This window comes from Corallococcus sp. AB011P, from assembly GCF_003611605.1.
Classification (GTDB): domain Bacteria; phylum Myxococcota; class Myxococcia; order Myxococcales; family Myxococcaceae; genus Corallococcus; species Corallococcus coralloides.
The window spans coordinates 248265-266061 of the sequence record NZ_RAVX01000004.1 but is presented as its reverse complement, the minus strand read 5'-3'; the positions used below and the strand labels follow the sequence as shown (position 1 = coordinate 266061).

Genomic DNA, 17797 nt, shown 5'->3' with positions numbered 1-17797 from the left:
GCGCCCACCCTCACCGCCGGTGCGCGGTGAGGGGAAGCGCCAGGTGCGTCACCAGGCCACGGAGAGGCTCACGCCGCTGTAGGCGGTGAAGCCCCGGAGCAGGAGGTACTGCCGGCCGGCGATGGGCTGCCCCACCAGGTTGCACGTCTCGTTGTTGCCCGTCAGGTAGGGACGGCAGTCGAATATCTGCGTCGTGGGCGCGAAGTCGAAGCGCGTGTAGAGGTCCGCGTCCCCGGTGCCGCCGGAGATGCTCACCGTGGCGGGCGTGTTCGCCGGCACGTCGAAGCAGTAGTACTTCTGCGACGAGGCGTTGCCGGTGATGAGCGACACCGTGGTGTTGTTGGGCAGCGGAGTACACGAGGGCGACGTCGTGACGCCCACGCCCACCGCGAGCCACGCTGCATCCACCGCGTCCTGGACGGCGGTGTTGTAGCCCAGGCTCTGCGCCGCCACCCGCGTCGCCAACCTGGCCGCGTAGAGGTTGGTGGTGCGGGTGAAGAGGTTCATGTTGGCGTACCAGAAGATGTGGGCCGCGGCCTCCACGCCGATGGCCGGCACGTTCACCAGCGTCTTGCCTCGCGGGTGCACGCCGCCGGTGGCCATCAGCTTGAACGCCAGGTTGGCCACGCCGGCGCCGGAGTGCACGTCCGTGCCGCTGTTCAGGTCCGGGGCGTAGTCCACGGAGTAGCCATCCGCCGCGGGGTCGTTCATGTAGCGCAGGGCATCCCCGGACGTGCCGGGGGTCCAGGCCGTCTCGGCGATGTGCCACACGGACGTCGCGGTGCTCCAGGTGCCCGAGGCCCAGCTGTCGCAGGTGGCGGCGTAGATGTCCGACAGCGACTCGGTGAGCGCGCCGGACTCGCCGCTGTAGATGAGGTCGGACGTGGTCTCGGTGACGCCGTGCATGAACTCGTGCACGACGATGTCCGGGTCCTCGCACGGCTGCCCCAGCTGGGGCAGGCTGCCGTCACCGCAGACCAGCTTCGTGCCGTCGAAGTACGCGTTCGCGTAGCTGGTGCCGTAGTGCACCTGCGCCAGCAACTGGCCGCCCCAGCCGTTCCACGAATCGCGGCCGAAGTTCTGCTGGAAGCAGTCGTAGAAGAGGCCCAGGTTGTCATACGTCTTGTCGATGGCCGTGTCGCCGGTGTCCGCCTGGCCTTCAACCCGGCACGTGCCGTTGTTGCTGCCGCCCACCGAGCACACGTTGCGGTAGCGCGCGGCGTGGATCTCCGGCGCGCGCAGCACCTCCTGTCCATCCGCCGCGCTCACGTAGACGCGGTCGCGCAGGGCCATGCCGTCCGCGTCCTGTCCGGACACCACCACCTCGAAGGCGCGGACCAGGGGCGCCTCCGGGGTCGGCCGGACGAAGACCTCCCGGGGCGCTCCCGCGCTGCTGCCCGCCGGGGACGCCGCCAGCGCCGCCTCGCTCGCGGCCTCCGGAGCGATGCGAGCGGGGGCCGGCAGGGGCTCGCCGTCACGCGCGGTGCCGTTCACCGCGTACACCTGACCCCGCGCGTCCAGGTGGACGAGGAGCTCCTCGTTCACCACCGGGAGCCCGCCCTTGGTCTGCGTGTAGCGCAGGTGCGTATTGCCCAGCTCGTCCCGGTGGATGCGCTTGGGCACCAGGTCCTTCGTCGTCAGCCGGAAGGCGGGCAGCACGCGCAGCAGGGTGGGCTCCAGGAGCGCGTGCGCCTGCCAGGCGCTGGCACCGGAGACGGGCCGGCCCGTCGTGCCCAGTGCGCCCAGGATGAACTGGGGCACGCCGTCCGCGTGCACCCCCCGCACCTCCGCGCCGGGCAATGCTCCCAGCGCTGACTTCATGTCTCCCAGGCGGGCTTCGGAAGGAGCGGAGGGTGCCTCGGCGCCAGGACCTCCCGCTCCACATGCGGACAGCGTGAACGTCAGGCCGGCGAGGAGCCAGCGGTTCTTTCGCGTCATGACATGCCCCCAGTGTGACGAAACGAGTCTGTAAAGCCTCGCGAGCAAAGCATGGAGCCCTGACTGTCAGATGAATTCAGGGAGGACTGGGAGTGTTGGAAATAAGGCTGAGTCCGGAGGCGCGCCCACGTCGGCGGTGGTTCACCCACCTGGGTGCTGTGCGGGCGTCCTGGCACGAACTCCGGACGTTGTGACGCGAGGCGCGGTGATAAGGACGGCCCCGCTGTTACCTCCCGTCACCCGTTCGCAAGGACCTTCATGCTCACGCTGCGCGGGGCTCCGGCCCTCTCCGAATTCAGGCTCGCCAAGCTGCTCGCCCGCTGCCGGGAGCGGGTGCCGACGGTGGCCACCCTCTACTCGGAGTTCGTGCACTTCGTGGACGCGTCCGCGCCGCTGACGCAGGACGAGTCGGAGCGGCTGGGGCGCCTTCTGGAGTACGGCCCCCACACGGCGAAGCGCGAGCGCACGGGCACGCTGCTGTTGGTCGTGCCGCGTCCGGGCACGGTGTCGCCCTGGGCCTCCAAGGCGACGGACATCGCGCACCACTGTGGCCTCACGCAGGTGCGCCGCATGGAGCGCGGCATCGCGTTCTTCCTCACCGGCCCGGGCGGCCGTGAGTTGGACGCGAACGAGGCGGAGGGCGTGCATGCGGTGCTCCACGACCGGATGACGCAGGCGGTGCTGCCCCGGCTGGAGGACGCGGAGGTGCTGTTCCGCACGGACTCGCCCCGGCCGCTCACGCGCGTGGACGTGCTGGGCGGAGGCCGCGCGGCGCTGGCGAAGGCCAACGGCGAGCTGGGCCTGGCGCTGGCGGAGGACGAAATCGACTACCTGGTGGCGCGCTTCACGGAGCTCAAGCGCAACCCCACCGACGTGGAGTTGATGATGTTCGCGCAGGCGAACAGCGAGCACTGCCGCCACAAAATCTTCAACGCGTCGTGGACGGTGGATGGCCAGCCGCGAGAGCGCTCGCTGTTCCAGGCCATCAAGAACACCCATGCCCAGAGCCCGGGCGGAGTGCTGTCCGCGTACAAGGACAACGCCGCCGTCATCGAGGGCTTCGAGGTGGAGCGCTTCTTCCCGCAGGGCGAGGGGCGCGAGTGGGGCACCGTGCGCGAGCCGGCCCACATCATGATGAAGGTGGAGACGCACAACCATCCCACCGCCATCTCGCCGTACCCGGGCGCGGCCACGGGCGCGGGCGGTGAAATCCGCGACGAGGGCGCCACCGGGCGCGGCGCGAAGCCCAAGGCGGGGCTCACCGGCTTCTCCGTCAGCCACCTGCGCCTGCCGGACTACGCGCGGCCGTGGGAGGCGCCCTATGGCAAGCCGGACCGCATCGTGTCCGCGCTGGACATCATGGTGGACGGCCCGCTGGGCGGCGCCGCGTTCAACAACGAGTTCGGCCGGCCCAACCTCACCGGCTACTTCCGCAGCTTCGAGCAGCAGGTGCCCACGCCCGAGGGTGTGGAGGTGCGCGGCTACCACAAGCCCATCATGCTGGCGGGCGGCCTGGGCAACATCCGCGCGGGCCACGTGAAGAAGGCCCCGCTGCGCGCGGGCGACAAGCTCATCGTGCTGGGCGGCCCGGCGATGCTCATTGGCCTGGGCGGTGGCGCGGCGTCCTCCATGGCGCAGGGCGCGAGCGCGGCGGACTTGGACTTCGCCTCCGTGCAGCGGGACAACGCGGAGATGGAGCGCCGCTGCCAGGAGGTCATCGACCAGTGCTGGATGCAGGGCGATGCGAACCCCGTGCGCTCCATCCACGACGTGGGCGCGGGCGGCCTGTCCAACGCGCTGCCGGAGCTGGCGCACGACAACGAGCTGGGCGGCCGGCTGGAGCTGCGGGAGGTGCCCAACGACGAGCCGGGCATGTCCCCGGTGGAAATCTGGTGCAACGAGGCGCAGGAGCGCTACGTGCTGGGCGTGGCGCCAGAGGACCTGGCGCGCTTCGCCGCGCTGTGCGAGCGCGAGCGCGCCCCCTTCGCCGTGCTGGGCGAGGCCACGGCGGAGCAGGTGCTCACGCTCACGGACCGCGAGCTGGGGGACACGCCCATCGCGCTGCCCATGGACGTCCTCTTCGGCAAGGCGCCGCGCATGCACCGCGAGTTCGCGTCGCGCCCGCTGAAGCACGCGCCGCTGAGCATCTCGTCCGACTTGAAGGCCGCGGCACACGCGGTGCTGTCGCACCCGACGGTGGCGGACAAGTCGTTCCTCATCACCATTGGCGACCGCTCCGTGGGCGGCCACACCGCGCGTGACCAGATGGTGGGGCCGTGGCAGGTGCCGGTGGCGGACTGCGCGGTGACGCTGGCGTCGCTGATGTCCGACACGGGCGAGGCGATGGCGCTCGGCGAGCGCACGCCGGTGGCGCTGGTGGACGCGGCGGCCTCCGCGCGCATGGCGGTGGGCGAGGCGCTCACCAACCTGGCGGCGGCGCGCATCGGGAAGCTGTCGGACGTGAAGCTGTCCGCGAACTGGATGGCGGCGGCGGGCAGCCCCGGCGAGGACGCGAACCTCTACGCCGCCGTGCACGCGGTGGGCATGGAGCTGTGCCCCGCGCTGGGCATCGCCATCCCGGTGGGCAAGGACTCCATGTCCATGCGCACGCAGTGGCAGGAGGACGGCCAGAAGAAGGCGGTGACGTCGCCCCTGTCGCTCATCATCACCGCGTTCGCGCCGGTGCTGGACGCGCGCGTCACGCTGACGCCGCAGCCGGTGGACGTGGCGGGGGACACGCGCCTCTTGCTGCTGGACGTGGCGAAGGGCCGGCAGCGGCTGGGCGCGTCCGTGCTGGCGCAGGTGCACCAGCAGGTGGGCCCGGAGTGCCCGGACGTGGATGACGCGGCGGCGCTGAAGGGCTTCTTCGCGGCGGTGCAGGAGCTGCACGCGGCAGGCGTGCTGCTCGCGTACCACGACCGCTCCGATGGCGGCCTCTGGGCCACGCTCGCGGAGATGGCCTTCGCGGGCCACTGCGGTCTGGACGTGGAGCTGGCCCCGCTGGGCGGCGACGCGGTGGCGGCCCTCTTCAACGAGGAGCTGGGCGCGGTGGTGCAGGTGCGCGCGTCCGACGTGGCTCGCGTGCGTGATGCCTTCACCCGCCACGGCCTGGGGGCGCACGTCCACGAGCTGGGACGGCCCACGTCCCAGCAAGTGGTGCGCGTGCGGCACGGCGGCCGGGAGCTGCTCGCGGAGGAGACGGTGGCGCTCAAGCGCACCTGGTCCCGCGTGAGCTACGAAATCCAGAAGCTGCGCGACAACCCCACCTGCGCGGAGGAGGAGTACTCCGCGAAGTGCGACGCGCAGGACCCGGGCCTGTCGCCCGTGCTCACGTTCGATCCGAAGGTGGACGTGGCGGCGCCGTACATCGCCAAGGGGGCCCGGCCGCGCGTGGCGGTGCTGCGTGAGCAGGGCGTCAACAGCCAGCAGGAGATGGCGGCGGCGTTCACCCGCGCGGGCTTCGCCGCGGTGGACGTGCACATGAGCGACCTGTTGTCGGGCCGCGTGTCGCTGAAGGACTTCCACGGCGTGATGGCGTGCGGCGGCTTCAGCTACGGCGACGTGCTGGGCGCGGGCGGCGGGTGGGCGAAGTCCATCCTCTTCAACCCGCGCACGCGGGACGCCTTCTCGGAGTTCTTCGCGCGGCCGGACAGCTTCGGCCTGGGTGCGTGCAACGGCTGCCAGATGTTCGCGCAGCTGCGCGAGCTCATCCCCGGCGCGGAAGGCTGGCCGCGCTTCGTGCGCAACGCGTCCGAGCAGTTCGAGGCCCGCCTGGGCACGGTCGAAATCGCGCCGTCGCCGTCGCTCTTCTACAAGGGCATGGAGGGCAGCCGGATGCTCATCGTCGTGTCGCACGGCGAGGGGCGGGCGGAGTTCGCCAACGCGGATGCCGCCGCGCGCTTCAACGCCGCCGGACTGGTGACGACGCGCTGGGTGGACAACCGGGGCCAGGTGGCGGCGAAGTACCCGGCCAACCCCAACGGCTCGCCGCACGGCATCGCGGGCGTCACCACGAAGGACGGGCGCTTCACCATCACCATGCCGCACCCGGAGCGTGTGCACCGCACCGTGCAGCACTCCTGGCACCCGGCGGAGTGGGGCGAGGACGGCCCCTGGATGCGCATGTTCCGCAACGCCCGCGTCACCCTGGGCTGACGCGTCCGCGGGACGGGGCCTTCCTCGCCGCTACGGGAGGAAGGCCGCCTTCACCGCGTCCAGCAGCGGGTTGGCGCCGGTCTCCGCGTCCGTGCACCCCTGGTTGATCGTCCAGATGATGGTGCCGCCGTAGCCCTCCTGCTTCACGAAGGCGCCCTTGGCGGAGATGGCCTGCGGGCTGTCGTAGGAGATCCACGTCACCGTGCCGTCCTCCACGAGCTTGTCCTTGGCGAACGTCAGGTAGCTGGCCTGGGCCTTCTCGTCCCACTGGTACTTCCCCTGCTTCGAATAGCGGAGGATCTTCTTGTAGGTGAACGAGTTGTCCCCGCCCACGTAGTCGGACCAGTTCGTGAAGGGCTGGTAGGGCCCGGTGATGTGGCGCCACGCAAGGCCATAGAAGGGGATGCCGATGCCCAGCTTCGCCTTGGGGATGCCGGCCTTCACCCACAGGTCCAGGCTGGACGCGATGGACGTGGGATGCAGCCCCTGTTCGCCCTTCAGCGCGGACGTGTGCCAGGACTTCCAGCCGTCCCACGCGCCAATCATCTCGTAGGACATCAGGTTCATCTGGTCGAAGTGTGTCGCCAGCTCCGCGAACCAGGGGTCGGCGTCGGTGGGGAAGTTGGTGTTGATCCAGTGGAGGGGGAAGGTGAGGAGCATCTTCGGCCGCGCCTCGCGGAGGGCCTTCACCAGGGCCAGCAGCTGCGGCCGGTCCTCCTTCTCCACGGGCTCCCAGTCCAGGTCCAGGCCGTCGTAGCCGAAGTCGTCCATCGCCTTCAGCAGCGAGCGGACGAACTTCGCGCGGTTCGCGTCGGACGCGGCGCCCACCCATCCGTCGTGCTCACCGGAGCCGCCCACCATGATGAGCGCCTTGCGGCCCGCCGCATGCGCGCGCTTTGACAGCGTGCGGGCGATTTCCGGCCCCCGGTCATTGTCGAACTTCGTGCTCAGCGTGCCGTCCGCCTTCGGCGTGACGCGGCCCACGAGGATGTGCGTGAGCGCGCTGAAGTCCACCTTCTCCGGCGGATAGTCGTCCGCGTTCCAGCCCGTGTAGTAGCCAGACACCCACTTGCCTCCCTGGCCTGGAGGACCCTTCACGGCCGGGGATGCACTCACCACCACGCTGGCCTGGGCCACCTGGCTCGGGTCCGCCTTGCTCCGTGCCATCACCCGGTACGTGCCCGGCTTGCGGGGCGCGGTGTAGACCCCAGCGGGGCTGATGGTGCCCCGCTCGTTTCCGGGCTCCACGCTCCAGGCCACGTCCGTGTCCGTGCTGTTCGTCACGGTGGCGCGGAAGGCGTGCGTGGCGCCCGGAGCCAGGAAGACGGCGGGCGTCTCCAGCGTGAGGGTCACCGGCCGGGGGCCCTGCTCGATGCCGATGTCATCGAAGGAGAGGGGCGGCAGAGTCCTGCCGCTGTCCTCCTGGAGCCACAGGCCGGTGATGCGCGTGCGGCCTTCGGGCAGCAGCTTCGCCAGTGGCACGCGGCAGGTCGTCCACTTCCGGGCCGGGATGGCGCCGCCCTCGCAGGTGGGGCCCAGGGGCACGCCCACGGGCTGTTCGGAGCCGATGACGACGCGAGCGCGCACCGCCGCGTTCGCACCGTCCTTCCCACCGTTCACCTTCAGCACCAGCGTGTCATCCGGTGACACGTCGAAGCCCGGGTGGCCGAAGTACAGCGCCTCCCAGGGCCCCAGCGTCACGGAGATGGCGTGACTGCCCGAGGACCCTGACACGGTAGCGCTCATCGCGTGCGCCCCGGCCCACGTCAGGTCCTCCCAGGGCGGGGCCAACCGGTCCTGATAGATCCACGTCACCTGGGGCTGCGTGGGAGGCGCTGCTTTCGGAGGGGGCGCTCCCTGGGAAGCGCCGCCCAGCAAGAGCGCGGTCAGCAGCACCCGGAGTCCAGCCAGAGGTCGTCGCATGGTCGCCCATCCTCGCAGAGGGAGGGGAGGCCCGTCCTGCATCGAGGCACCAGGTAGGCCGCCAGGAGTTCGTCAAAGAGTCCCACGACCGGAAATCTTCCGTGAGATCTCGAGCCCAACGGAGCGCCGCGCGGGGCCGCGACGTCATGAGTACGCGGACGCCAAGGTGGAGCACGGACACAGAGGCCCCTGCCCGAGGCCGGCCCGCTCAAAACCTGTCCGACAGTCGGACAGGTTCGCACCGCATGAATCCGAGGACGCGAGCCTCGCGGAGCACCGAGGCGGGCCACGACGTCGTGCGTGCGCGGACGCGAAGGTGGGGGCACGGCCAGCGGCGCCTACCCGGGCCCGGTTCCCTCAAAACCTGTCCGACAGTCGGACAGGTTTCCGCCCCTGAGGCCCGGGGCTGCCAGCCCGCAGGTGCGCGACGCCATGCACGCGCGGACGCCACGTCGGGGGCTCGGCCAGCGGTCCCCACCCGGGCCCGGCTCCCTCCAAACCTGTCCGACTGTCGGACAGGTTCTCGCAGCATGCGGCCCGAGGACGCGCCTGTCCCGGTAGGTGATCGACGTCGTGCATGCGCAAACGTCAACGAGGGACACGCACAGAGGTGCCTCCTGGGCCAGGTTCTCTCAAAACCTGTCCGACAGTCGGACAGGTTTCCACCGCATGAGGCACCAGCCCGAGCCGGCCCGGCCGGTGACGAGGACGGTTTGCTTGTCGGACAGACGGACAAGTTTCCGCCGCATGAGCCCCGAGGCCGCACCGGTCCGGCAGGGGCGCGAGTCATGCGTGCGCAAACGCCAAGGTGGGGCACGGATAGGGTCGCCCGCCCGGGGGCGGTTGCCTCAAAACCTGTCCGACTGTCGGACAGGTTTTCGCCCCATGCGGCCCGGGAGCGCGCTCGCCCGACAATCGACGCGGAGGGTGGGCCCGCACGTCCATGTCAGACCCCTGTGGTTGGATGGCGATGCTGGGACGAGGAGGGGGAATGGGGATGGGACGAGGCGGACTCGTGGCTTATGTGGAGGCGCAAATCGAGCGCGATATCGCGCTGGGGCGGCTGCACCCGAGTGGGCAATTCGGCTCCGAAGCGAAGCTGGCGCGCCGCTATGACGTGTGCCGGGGCACCCTCCGTGAGGCGCTGCGGCGGCTGGCCGCACGGGGGCTGGTGGTTCAGTGCCCCGGACGAAGGACTCTCGCGGTGGCGCTGGATGAGTCGCTGACGCTGGAGAACCTGGGCCTGGCGCTGCATGACGCGAGCAACCCGGATGCCCGGTGGCTTCTGGAGGGCTACTTCAGCCTCAAGCGGCAGGTGCTGGTGGAACTGCTGGCCGACTGCTGCGCGAGGGCCTCGGACCTCGACCTGGACCGGCTGGGGAGCACGTGCTTCCAGCTCCAGGACGCGGCGCGCTGGGAGTCGGGGGCAACCTGCGCCCAGGTGGAATTCGAGTTGCTGCGGCATGCAGCGCGGGTGGCGGCGCGTCCCGGGCACGTGCTCCTCGTTCAGTCCCTGCAGCGGGCATTCCTGGGAGGCGCAGCCCAACTGCTGCCGCTCATGGGCGGAGAGGCGCTGCGCGAGTGGGCCCTCCGCGTGACGGCGATCCTGCACGAGCGCGACGTGCAGGCACTTCAGAACGAGCTGCCGGCACTGCTGAAGGCTCGCGATGAGCTCGTGCTGAACGCATTCGCACCTGCTCCCCAGGAACCTGCGTCCCCCGAGGCCCACTTCACCCAAGAGGGCCCCCTCGGGGCCTCCGCATCAGTCACTCACCAGAACGATGTTTTGGGGACACACCTCGGCATCGAAGAGGGTGACGTCGGTCGCCGTACGCCAGCCACCGCACAGGACGAGATTCTGGAGGCACGCCCCGGCATCGAGGAGGGGCACGCCGGCCGCCCTGCGTCAGCCGCGCATGACGAGATGCTGGAGGCACGCCCCGGCATCGAGGAGGGGCCCGCCGGCTGCCCTACGGCAGCCTCCGAGCGAGACGAGGCGCCGGAGGCACGTCCCTCCTTCGAGGCGCGTGGACCTGGCCGCCTGGCGTCATCCGTTGAGCAGGAGAATGCACTTGGGGCACGTCTCCTCGTGGATGCGCGTGGCCCCGGTTGCTGCGTCGCTCCATGCACCGGGGCTTCTGGGGTCGCACCTCGCCCCGATGGAGCGTCCTTTCCCTTGGAGCCGGACAGTGGGGCGCTGTTGCCTCCAGCCGCCCCAGCGTTCGTGCCCTGTGCTCCGGGTGGAGAGTGCGTCGGAAGGAATGTGACGGACGCGGTCTTGGGAAACCTGCCCGACTGTCGGACAGGTTTGGGCGCCTCGTCTCAGGAAGGGGCTCCCAGCAATGCGAGGCTCCACCCACCGGCTTCCTCGGACCCATCCGCGTGGCGGTTCGTAAGGTGGGCGAGCCGCTTCGTGGACTCCAGGGCTCTTTGGGGCCGGTGGGCCGCTCGCCTCTGGGGCTCCATTGTTCATTCACGGGGCCCCGTTGCTTCGTGAGCGACGACCGCTCTTCGCGTTCGCTGTCTCCCGAAACTTCCGCATCGTCTCCCCCAAGATGGAGCGCATGCGCCGGGGACCCCGGATGCCTCCGGCCGAGCCGCGCTTCCGTGACCGGAGGTGCCAACGCACTTCTGGCGACCTGATCAGGCCCGGACCAGCTCGATGGGGTTGCCTTCGGGGACGTGCTTCATCGCCACGGAGTTCATGCAGTAGCGCAGCCCCGTGGGCGGCGGGCCGTCCGGGAACACGTGGCCCAGGTGGCCGTCGCAGCGCGCGCAGCGGACCTCGGTGCGAACCATCCCGTGCGACACGTCGCGGATCTCCGTGACGGAGTCCTCCGACAGCGTCTGGGTGAAGGACGGCCATCCGGTGCCGGACTCGAACTTCGTCCCGGCCTTGAACAGCGGGTTGTTGCAGCCCGCGCACACGTAGGTGCCCGGAGTCTTGGTGCCGAGGAAACAGCCCGTCCCCGGGTACTCGGTGCCGTGCTGACGCAGCACCTGGAACTCCTCGGGGGTGAGGCGCTTGCGCCACTCGTCGTTGGAAAGAATGAGCTTGTCCGCCATGGGTCCTCCTCCACGTTTCGGGCCTTGGGCCCGGAGCACGGCCTTGGATGCACCGCAGCCCTTCGCGTCGCACCCTATACCAGGCGGGCAGGCAGGGGGCCGGCGCCCTGGTTCTGTTCCTCACGGAGCGGCGGGCCTTCAGGACAATGGGTTGGATGTCCGTGCGCCGGTTGTACTGCTCCGAGACGCGGGGCGCGCGTCGCCAGGAGGTTCTGCCCATGCGGATTTCGGAGCTGATGCAGAGGGACGTGAAGACCATCGACGCGGATGAATGCCTGCGCTCCGCCGCCGAGCGGCTGGATACCGCCTGCCTGGGGGCGCTGCCCGTCACGGAGCACGGCCGGGTGGTGGGACTGCTCACTGACTCCGAGCTCTCCCTGTGCTCCACGGTCCACGGACATGACCCCGACGTCACCACCGTGCGCGAGGCGATGACAGCCCCGCTCGTCACCTGCCCGGAGGACGCGCCACTGGAGGCCGGCGAGCGCCTGATGGAGCAGCACCACCTGGACCGCCTGGTGGTCGTGGACGCGGAACACCACGCGGTGGGACTCCTCCGCCTGGACGACGTCGCCTCCGAGTCCCTCACTCTGCTGCGGCCCGGCGAGCCGCTGGAATACCTGAGCCTCTACTCCTGAACCCACGGAAGGCCCGGCGCCCCCTTCGCATACGGGAAGGGAGCACCGGGCCGGTGCCTCACGTGCTGACGCTCAGCCCGCCACGGCTGGCTGACACGCGGCGGACAGCCACGCCACGGCGTCATCCCAGGGCAGGTCGCGCTGGGAACCATCGCGCTGGCGCAGGCGGACGCCCTTCGACTCCACCTCGCGGCCACCCACCACCGCGAGGAACGGCACGCCGTCCTCGTGCGAGCCCAGGACCTTCTTCGACAGGGACTCGTCCCGCACGTCCGCCCGCGCGCGGCAGCCGGCCCGCCGCAGCCGCGCCGCCAGTTCTTGCGCGTACGCGGCGGCCCCCGCTCCCACGGAGGCCACCACCACCTGCTCGGGCGCGAGCCACGCCGGTAGCGCGCCCCCGTGGTGCTCCAGCAGCACGCCGATGAAGCGCTCCAGGCTGCCGAACAGCGCGCGGTGAAGCATCACCGGACGCAGGCGCTCTCCGGACGCGCCGACGTAGTGCAGGTCGAAGCGCTCCGGCTGCACCAGGTCCAGTTGGATCGTGCCGCACTGCCACGCACGGCCCAACCGGTCCTTCAGCACGAACTCCAGCTTGGGCCCGTAGAAGGCGCCCTCGCCGGGCTGGTCCTCGTACTGGAGGCCCGCCTGCTTCGCCGCGGACTGGAGCCACGCCTCCGCCTGGTCCCACAGCGCGTCACCGCCGGCGCGCATCGCCGGACGGCTGGAGAAGGCCACCTGCACGTCGTCGAAGCCGAAGCCCGCGTAGAACGCCTTGAGCGAGCGCACGAAGCGGATCACCTCCGCCTCCACCTGCTCCGCCGCGCAGAAGATGTGGCCGTCGTCCTGCGTGAACTGGCGCAGGCGGAACAGCCCATGCAACGCGCCGCTGGGCTCGCTGCGGTGCACCAGCCCGAACTCCCCCAGACGCAGGGGCAGGTCGCGGTGGCTGGGCGCCATGCGCTGCACCAGTTGGATGTGGCCGGGGCAGCTCACCGGCTTCAACGCCAGGTGCCGGTCGCCCTCCGGCAGGCAGAACATGTTCTGGCGGAAGTTCTCCCAGTGGCCGCTCTGCTCCCAGAGCGGCTGGGAGCACAGCTGCGGCGTACGGACTTCGCGGTAGCCCTCCTCGAGCATGCGCTGGCGGACGTGGTCCTCCAGCAACCGGTACAGCATCAGTCCGCGCGGGTGCCAGAACACCATGCCCGCGGCCTCCTCCTGCAGGTGGAAGAGGTCCAGGCGCTGGCCCAGCGCGCGGTGGTCGTGTTCATCAAGCATTGTCGTCTCCGTGTGTCGGTCGGGATGAAGCAGCCGGGGCCGGACACGGGGCGTGTGAGGTTGCACGGTCGCCCCGGCCGGACTTCGGCGGGGCGGGAAACCGTGCGCTCGTCAGGACACCGACACGCGCACCGCACCCACGCCCGCCGAAGCGGTGGTGGTCGTGGTCGCGGTGGTGTTGATGACGAGGTTCACGGGACAAGAAGTGCTCCCGGATGCACGGAAAGTCAAGCCGTGCTCCGGGACAGGACGCGTCAGCCCAAGAGGGCCAGCAGGCCGGCGAGGCCCACGAAGAGGTAGAAGAGCGACTCGCCCGCGATGAGGCCGCCGCCCACCAGCGACATGGTGCTCATGTCCTCCGGCAGCACCGCCTCGCCGGGCGCGGGCTCCTTCCGGAAGCGCTTGGACACGGTGTTGAAGAGGGATGTGAGGATGCCGCCCACGCCGAACCAGATGGCCGCGGGCAGCGCGATGAAGCCGCCGAACGCGAGCGCGTAGGGGCTGGCCAGCACCAGCGAATCCATCCCCCAGCCCACGCCGAACCCCGTGCGCGACCCCTGCACGTAGCTCAGGTACGCGGGGCGGCGGCGCACCACCTTGCGGATGACCTCCAGCGTGAAGCCGATGGACAGGCCCACGAGCAGCGCCGTCACCTTGTGCGCCGACAGCGTGCCCAGGTCGCGGATGGCGCCCACGAACTTGTACGTCATCGCGGAGCTCCACTGGGCCACCTTCACGTCCGGGTGGTCCAACTGGTTGACGGACAGCACCGGGTACGCGCCCATGAACACCCGCGCGAGCACCACGCACAGCACCGCGCCCATGAAGATGCCCAGCACCTGGTAGCGGAACTGCACCACGCGGTTGGTGCCCAGGCGCCACCCGGTGGAGCGGTCCTGCTGCATGTCGCAGCCCACCGACGTGGAGATGAGCAGGATGGAGGACGCCATCAGCCCCACCAGCGGATCCTTCAGGCCCAGCAGCGACATCAGCAGCACCGACATCACGAAGGCGCTGGAGATGGGGTTGTTGTCGCTGATGCCGTAGGCGATGCCGTTGATGAGCACGAACAGGAGCGACAGCGCGAGCCCGAAGATGATGAAGCCCGCGGGCTGGTGCAGCACCTGCGTGGCCACCACGACGACCGCCGCGCCCCAGCCCACCACCCAGGCGATGAGCCGGGGCACGTTGACCTTCTTCCACGCGGGCTCGGTGTCCGCGGGAGCCTGCGCGCGGCCCCGGATGCGGTCCACCGCCTGCACCGCGAGCAGCGCCAGGTCCACCAGCGCCGCGCCGCAGATCATCGCCAGCGAGATGAGGAAGCCAATCTTCCGGTACGGATCATTCGGCCCCAGCCACCCGATGCCTTGCAGATAGGGTGTGATGGCGTAGCCGGTGAGGCCCATGAGCATGGCGGGCACGGTGATGCGGCTGCCCACCACCATGCCGGCGCCCACCGTGGAGCTGCTCACGCTCAGCGCGGCGATGGCGGCGAACTTCTCCGTGAGCCACGCGGCCAGGATGCCCAGGCCGGTGCCGCCGCCCAGCTTCGCGATGGAGGCCTTGAGCAGGCGCTTGTCCGTGAGCGCTCGCAGGATGTTGGCCACCGCGTAGCCGGACGGGTAGTCCAACTGGAGCCGGTCCACGAGCAGCGGCGTGTAGAGCATGCCCACGCCCACGCCGAACATGCCCACGCACCCCACGAAGAGCATCAGTTGCCACGCGGGCGGCTGGGGCATGCCCAGCCACACCATGGCTTGGATCAGCACGGACATGGCGCACAGCGAGGCCACCGACGCGGCCATCGTCTGCATGTAGTTGGCGCCGTGCTTGCCCTCCGCGCCGTAGCCGTAGGTGACGACGCTGCCGAGGATGCCGGACAGCACCTGGCTGGCGACGAAGAAGCCCAGGCTGAAGTTCATGTACGACGCGGCCACGCCGCCCAGCGGGCCCAGGAAGAGGATGGCCACCGACGCGAGCAGCAGGTGGTACTTCCACGTGCCCACCGCGGGCAGGAAGCGGAAGCGCGGCGCGACGACGTCGGGCACGGAGGACAGGGGGGCGGAAGGCTCCGGCGGGAGCGGCTCGGCGGGGTGGGCCATGGGTGCGGGGGAGGGTACCGGCCCCATGGGGCGCCCACAACCCGCGAGGTCGCGGGCAGCCCGGCGGCCGGTCGCAAGCGCAAGCCCTTGCGAAGGGCAGGGCGCCATGCGACGTCGCACGCATGCGACTCACCCTGCACCGCGGCGTCAGCCTGGCCGTCCTCGCCTCCGCCCGCACGGAGGCCGACCATCACGAGGACCTGGGGTGCAGCATCCAGGGGCCCACCGCGCGCCCCGTGCGCCGCGCGCAGGTGCCGCTGAAGCGCCACATCGCCGCGCTGGGCCGCGAGGGTGCCCTGCGCGAAGCGGACGCGCTCATCCGCTGGCTGGAGGACACGCCTCGCTACGCCGCGCTCTGCCAGGGCACGAAGCGGCGCATGGGCCGGCGAGTGCTCCGCGAGGACGTCCTCTTCCCGGATCCGCTGCGCCACCGCCCGCGCGTGCTGCACCTGCGCCAGGACTCACTGGGGCTGGACGTGCCGGTGCGCGCGAAGGACTGGCCCGTGGTGGCGGACCTGTTCGCGTCGCTCGCTCGTGGCGCGACCCGGGAGGAGCTGCGCGCGCTGGCCACCGTGCCCGTCGTGGGCGAGCTGCTCGGCGACCTGTCGCAGGCCGGCTGGCTCGTGCGCCACATGGGGCCGGTGGACGTGCCGGGACCAGGGGCCCTCTTCGTGGGGCACAACACGGTGCTGGTGTCGGGCAGGGAAGGGCGCGTGCTGGTGGATCCGTACTTCCGCCCCACGGGCGAAGCGGACCTGCCCGGCTATGGCGCGTTGCAGGCGTCGGACCTGGGCCGGGTGGACGCGGTGGTCATCACCCATTCGCACGGGGACCACTTCCACCTGGGCTCGCTGCTGCCCCTGCCTCGCGACACGCGCATCTTCGTGCCCGCGGTGGCGCGCGAAAGCCTCTTCTCCACGGACTGCGCGCTGCGGCTGAAGCAGCTGGGCTTCACGCACGTGGAGCCCCTTCGCTGGGGCGAGACGCGGCAGGTGGGCGACGTGACGGTGCACGCGCTGCCCTTCCACGGCGAGCAGCCCACCGACGGCGAGGGGCCCCACCCGGACCTCTACAACGAGGGCAACACGTGGCTCGTGCGCTCGAAGGACTTCTCCGCCGCCTTCTTCGCGGACGCGGGCCATGACGTGCGCGGGGACATGGCCGCGGTGTGCCGCCGCGTGCGCAAGCAGCAGGGCCCGGTGGACGTGCTCTTCTGCGGCGTGCGCGGCTTCCGGTTGCCGCCCATCTTCTTCGGCTTCACCACGCTGGATGCGTTCCTCGTCAACGTGCCGCGCGACGCGCTCACCACGCCGCAGCGCCTGATGGCGGGCCCGGAGGAGGCGCTGCGCTACGGCGCGCTCCTGGGCGCCCGCTACGTGGTGCCCTGCGCGGACGGCGGCGCCCCCTGGTACTGGCGCGAGGGCATGGGGCCTCGCTACGACGGCTATCCGGGCGAGCCCGTCGAGGGCGCGAGCAACATGGACGAGAACCCGGACGCGGACCCGTATCCGGAGCGGCTGGCCGAGGTGCGCAAGGCTCGGGGCGAGGGGCCCGAGGCGCTCCTCCTGCGGCCCGGCGAGGCCCTGCGCTGGCGGGGCGCGCGGAAGCCGGAGGTGCTGAGCACGCCGGGCTTCGAGTGGCCGTTCGGCAACTGGCGCGAGGCCGCGCCTCAGCCGCGCAGCACGTCGCGGACACGCCAGAGGGAGACGAGGTAGAGCGCGGCCAGCACGGCGAGGCACGCGAGGCCCACGTTCACGTTCCAGTGGATGGCGCGGCTGACGTTCCATCCGTACACGTCCACCAGGGCGCTGGGGTCGCTGAGGCCCGCGCCTTCGACGCGGCCGAAGGGGATGCGGTCCACGTTCGTGCGGGCCGACCACCACGTCTCGAAGCTGTCCATGAGCGCCGCCGCGCCGATGACGACGAAGCCCCAGCGCAGTTGATGCCGGTGGAGGTAGTGGCCCGGCGGCACGAAGAACGTGGTTATCAGCAGGGTGCCCAGCACCATCCGGCCCGCGTCGCCGCCGAAGTAGATGAGGGCGCGAGCCTGGGTAGGGGTGAGACCGAACCTGCCCGCCCCGAGCGCCGCGAGCAGCACCACGCCCACGCCCATCCACGCCCACCGGCGGCGCTTCCAGCCCTGCCACACGAGCGCGCCCAGCAGGCCCGACAGCAGGATGACCATGGACGTCGAGCGCTCCTGCGACACGTGGGTCACCCAGAACGTGGGCGTGGCGGTGTAGCCGCAGAACCAGGCGGTGACGGCGTGCCCCAGCTCATGCACCGGCATGGTGAGGAAGGTGCGCATCAGGAAGTGGAAGAAGGGCGACTGGACCGCGAACCACGCTCCGACGAGCGCCACGGGAAGCACCGCCAGCCGCAGCCGCGCCTCCAGGGCACCGTCGCTCAGCCCCTCGTCCGGGTGGAAGGTGATGCCCTCCGTGGCCGCCTCCGGCGTGGGCTGCGCCGCCACCAGGGGCGAGACGAACGTGGGGACGGTGTGGGCTTCCAGCGCCTCGCGCAGGGCGGCCCGCTGGTCCTCGGCTTCCCGCTGGGCCGCCTCGCGGGCCTCGCGGTCACGGGCCTCGGCCTGACGGGTGGCGGCGCGTACTTCGGCTCGCAGGTAGATGACGCCGCACGCCGGGCACTCGGGCCCCGTCACGCGGGGGGCGCCACAGCGGGGACAGGACGCGGACGAGG

Annotated in this window: 10 protein-coding genes; 4 read left to right on the top strand and 6 right to left on the bottom strand. The window is 70.9% G+C overall.

Translation table 11 applies throughout. The annotated features are described in order from the left end of the window. Positions 1-48 precede the first annotated feature (48 nt). The gene (locus tag D7X30_RS14405; RefSeq protein ID WP_120563487.1) at positions 49-1938 is read right to left on the bottom strand and encodes a M4 family metallopeptidase; all 1890 of its coding nucleotides are present in this window, start codon (positions 1936-1938) and stop codon (positions 49-51) included. Positions 1939-2196: 258 nt separating this feature from the next. Between D7X30_RS14405 and purL the strand changes: the two genes are divergently transcribed. Next, a complete protein-coding gene (purL, locus tag D7X30_RS14400; protein WP_120563486.1) occupies positions 2197-6093 on the top strand; it encodes a phosphoribosylformylglycinamidine synthase in 3897 nt (1298 codons plus the stop codon). A 30-nt stretch (positions 6094-6123) separates the two neighbouring features. Here purL and D7X30_RS14395 read toward each other — a convergent pair whose 3' ends face one another. Beyond that, positions 6124-8016 (bottom strand): glycoside hydrolase family 18 protein, encoded by a 1893-nt coding sequence (locus tag D7X30_RS14395; protein WP_120563485.1) that lies wholly within the window; start codon positions 8014-8016, stop codon positions 6124-6126. 997 nt (positions 8017-9013) lie between these two features. Here D7X30_RS14395 and D7X30_RS43810 point away from each other — a divergent pair. Next, entirely contained in the window at positions 9014-10513 is a 1500-nt protein-coding gene (locus tag D7X30_RS43810) for a GntR family transcriptional regulator (protein ID WP_370051383.1), read from the top strand. A gap of 146 nt (positions 10514-10659) precedes the next feature. Here D7X30_RS43810 and msrB read toward each other — a convergent pair whose 3' ends face one another. Further along, positions 10660-11082 (bottom strand): peptide-methionine (R)-S-oxide reductase MsrB, encoded by a 423-nt coding sequence (gene msrB / locus D7X30_RS14385; protein WP_120563483.1) that lies wholly within the window; start codon positions 11080-11082, stop codon positions 10660-10662. A 218-nt stretch (positions 11083-11300) separates the two neighbouring features. Here msrB and D7X30_RS14380 point away from each other — a divergent pair, with 218 nt between their 5' ends. Beyond that, positions 11301-11720: a CBS domain-containing protein gene (locus D7X30_RS14380; protein ID WP_120563748.1), complete on the top strand. Its 420-nt coding sequence runs from the start codon at positions 11301-11303 to the stop codon at positions 11718-11720. A 72-nt stretch (positions 11721-11792) separates the two neighbouring features. Here D7X30_RS14380 and thrS read toward each other — a convergent pair whose 3' ends face one another. Both thrS and D7X30_RS14370 read right to left on the bottom strand, forming a co-directional pair. Then, positions 11793-12995 carry a threonine--tRNA ligase gene (thrS, locus tag D7X30_RS14375; RefSeq protein WP_120563482.1) on the bottom strand — a complete coding sequence of 401 codons (1203 nt, stop codon included), beginning with the start codon at positions 12993-12995 and terminating at the stop codon, positions 11793-11795. A gap of 254 nt (positions 12996-13249) precedes the next feature. Next, positions 13250-15097 carry an OPT/YSL family transporter gene (locus D7X30_RS14370; RefSeq protein WP_120563481.1) on the bottom strand — a complete coding sequence of 616 codons (1848 nt, stop codon included), beginning with the start codon at positions 15095-15097 and terminating at the stop codon, positions 13250-13252. Positions 15098-15219: 122 nt separating this feature from the next. Between D7X30_RS14370 and D7X30_RS14365 the strand changes: the two genes are divergently transcribed. Then, on the top strand, positions 15220-16812 hold the full coding sequence (locus D7X30_RS14365) for an MBL fold metallo-hydrolase (RefSeq protein WP_120563480.1): 1593 nt from the start codon (positions 15220-15222) through the stop codon (positions 16810-16812). Here the strand turns inward: D7X30_RS14365 and D7X30_RS14360 are convergent. Further along, positions 16767-17759: a hypothetical protein gene (locus D7X30_RS14360; protein WP_120563479.1), complete on the bottom strand. Its 993-nt coding sequence runs from the start codon at positions 17757-17759 to the stop codon at positions 16767-16769. The genes D7X30_RS14365 and D7X30_RS14360 overlap by 46 nt on opposite strands. Positions 17760-17797 lie beyond the last annotated feature (38 nt).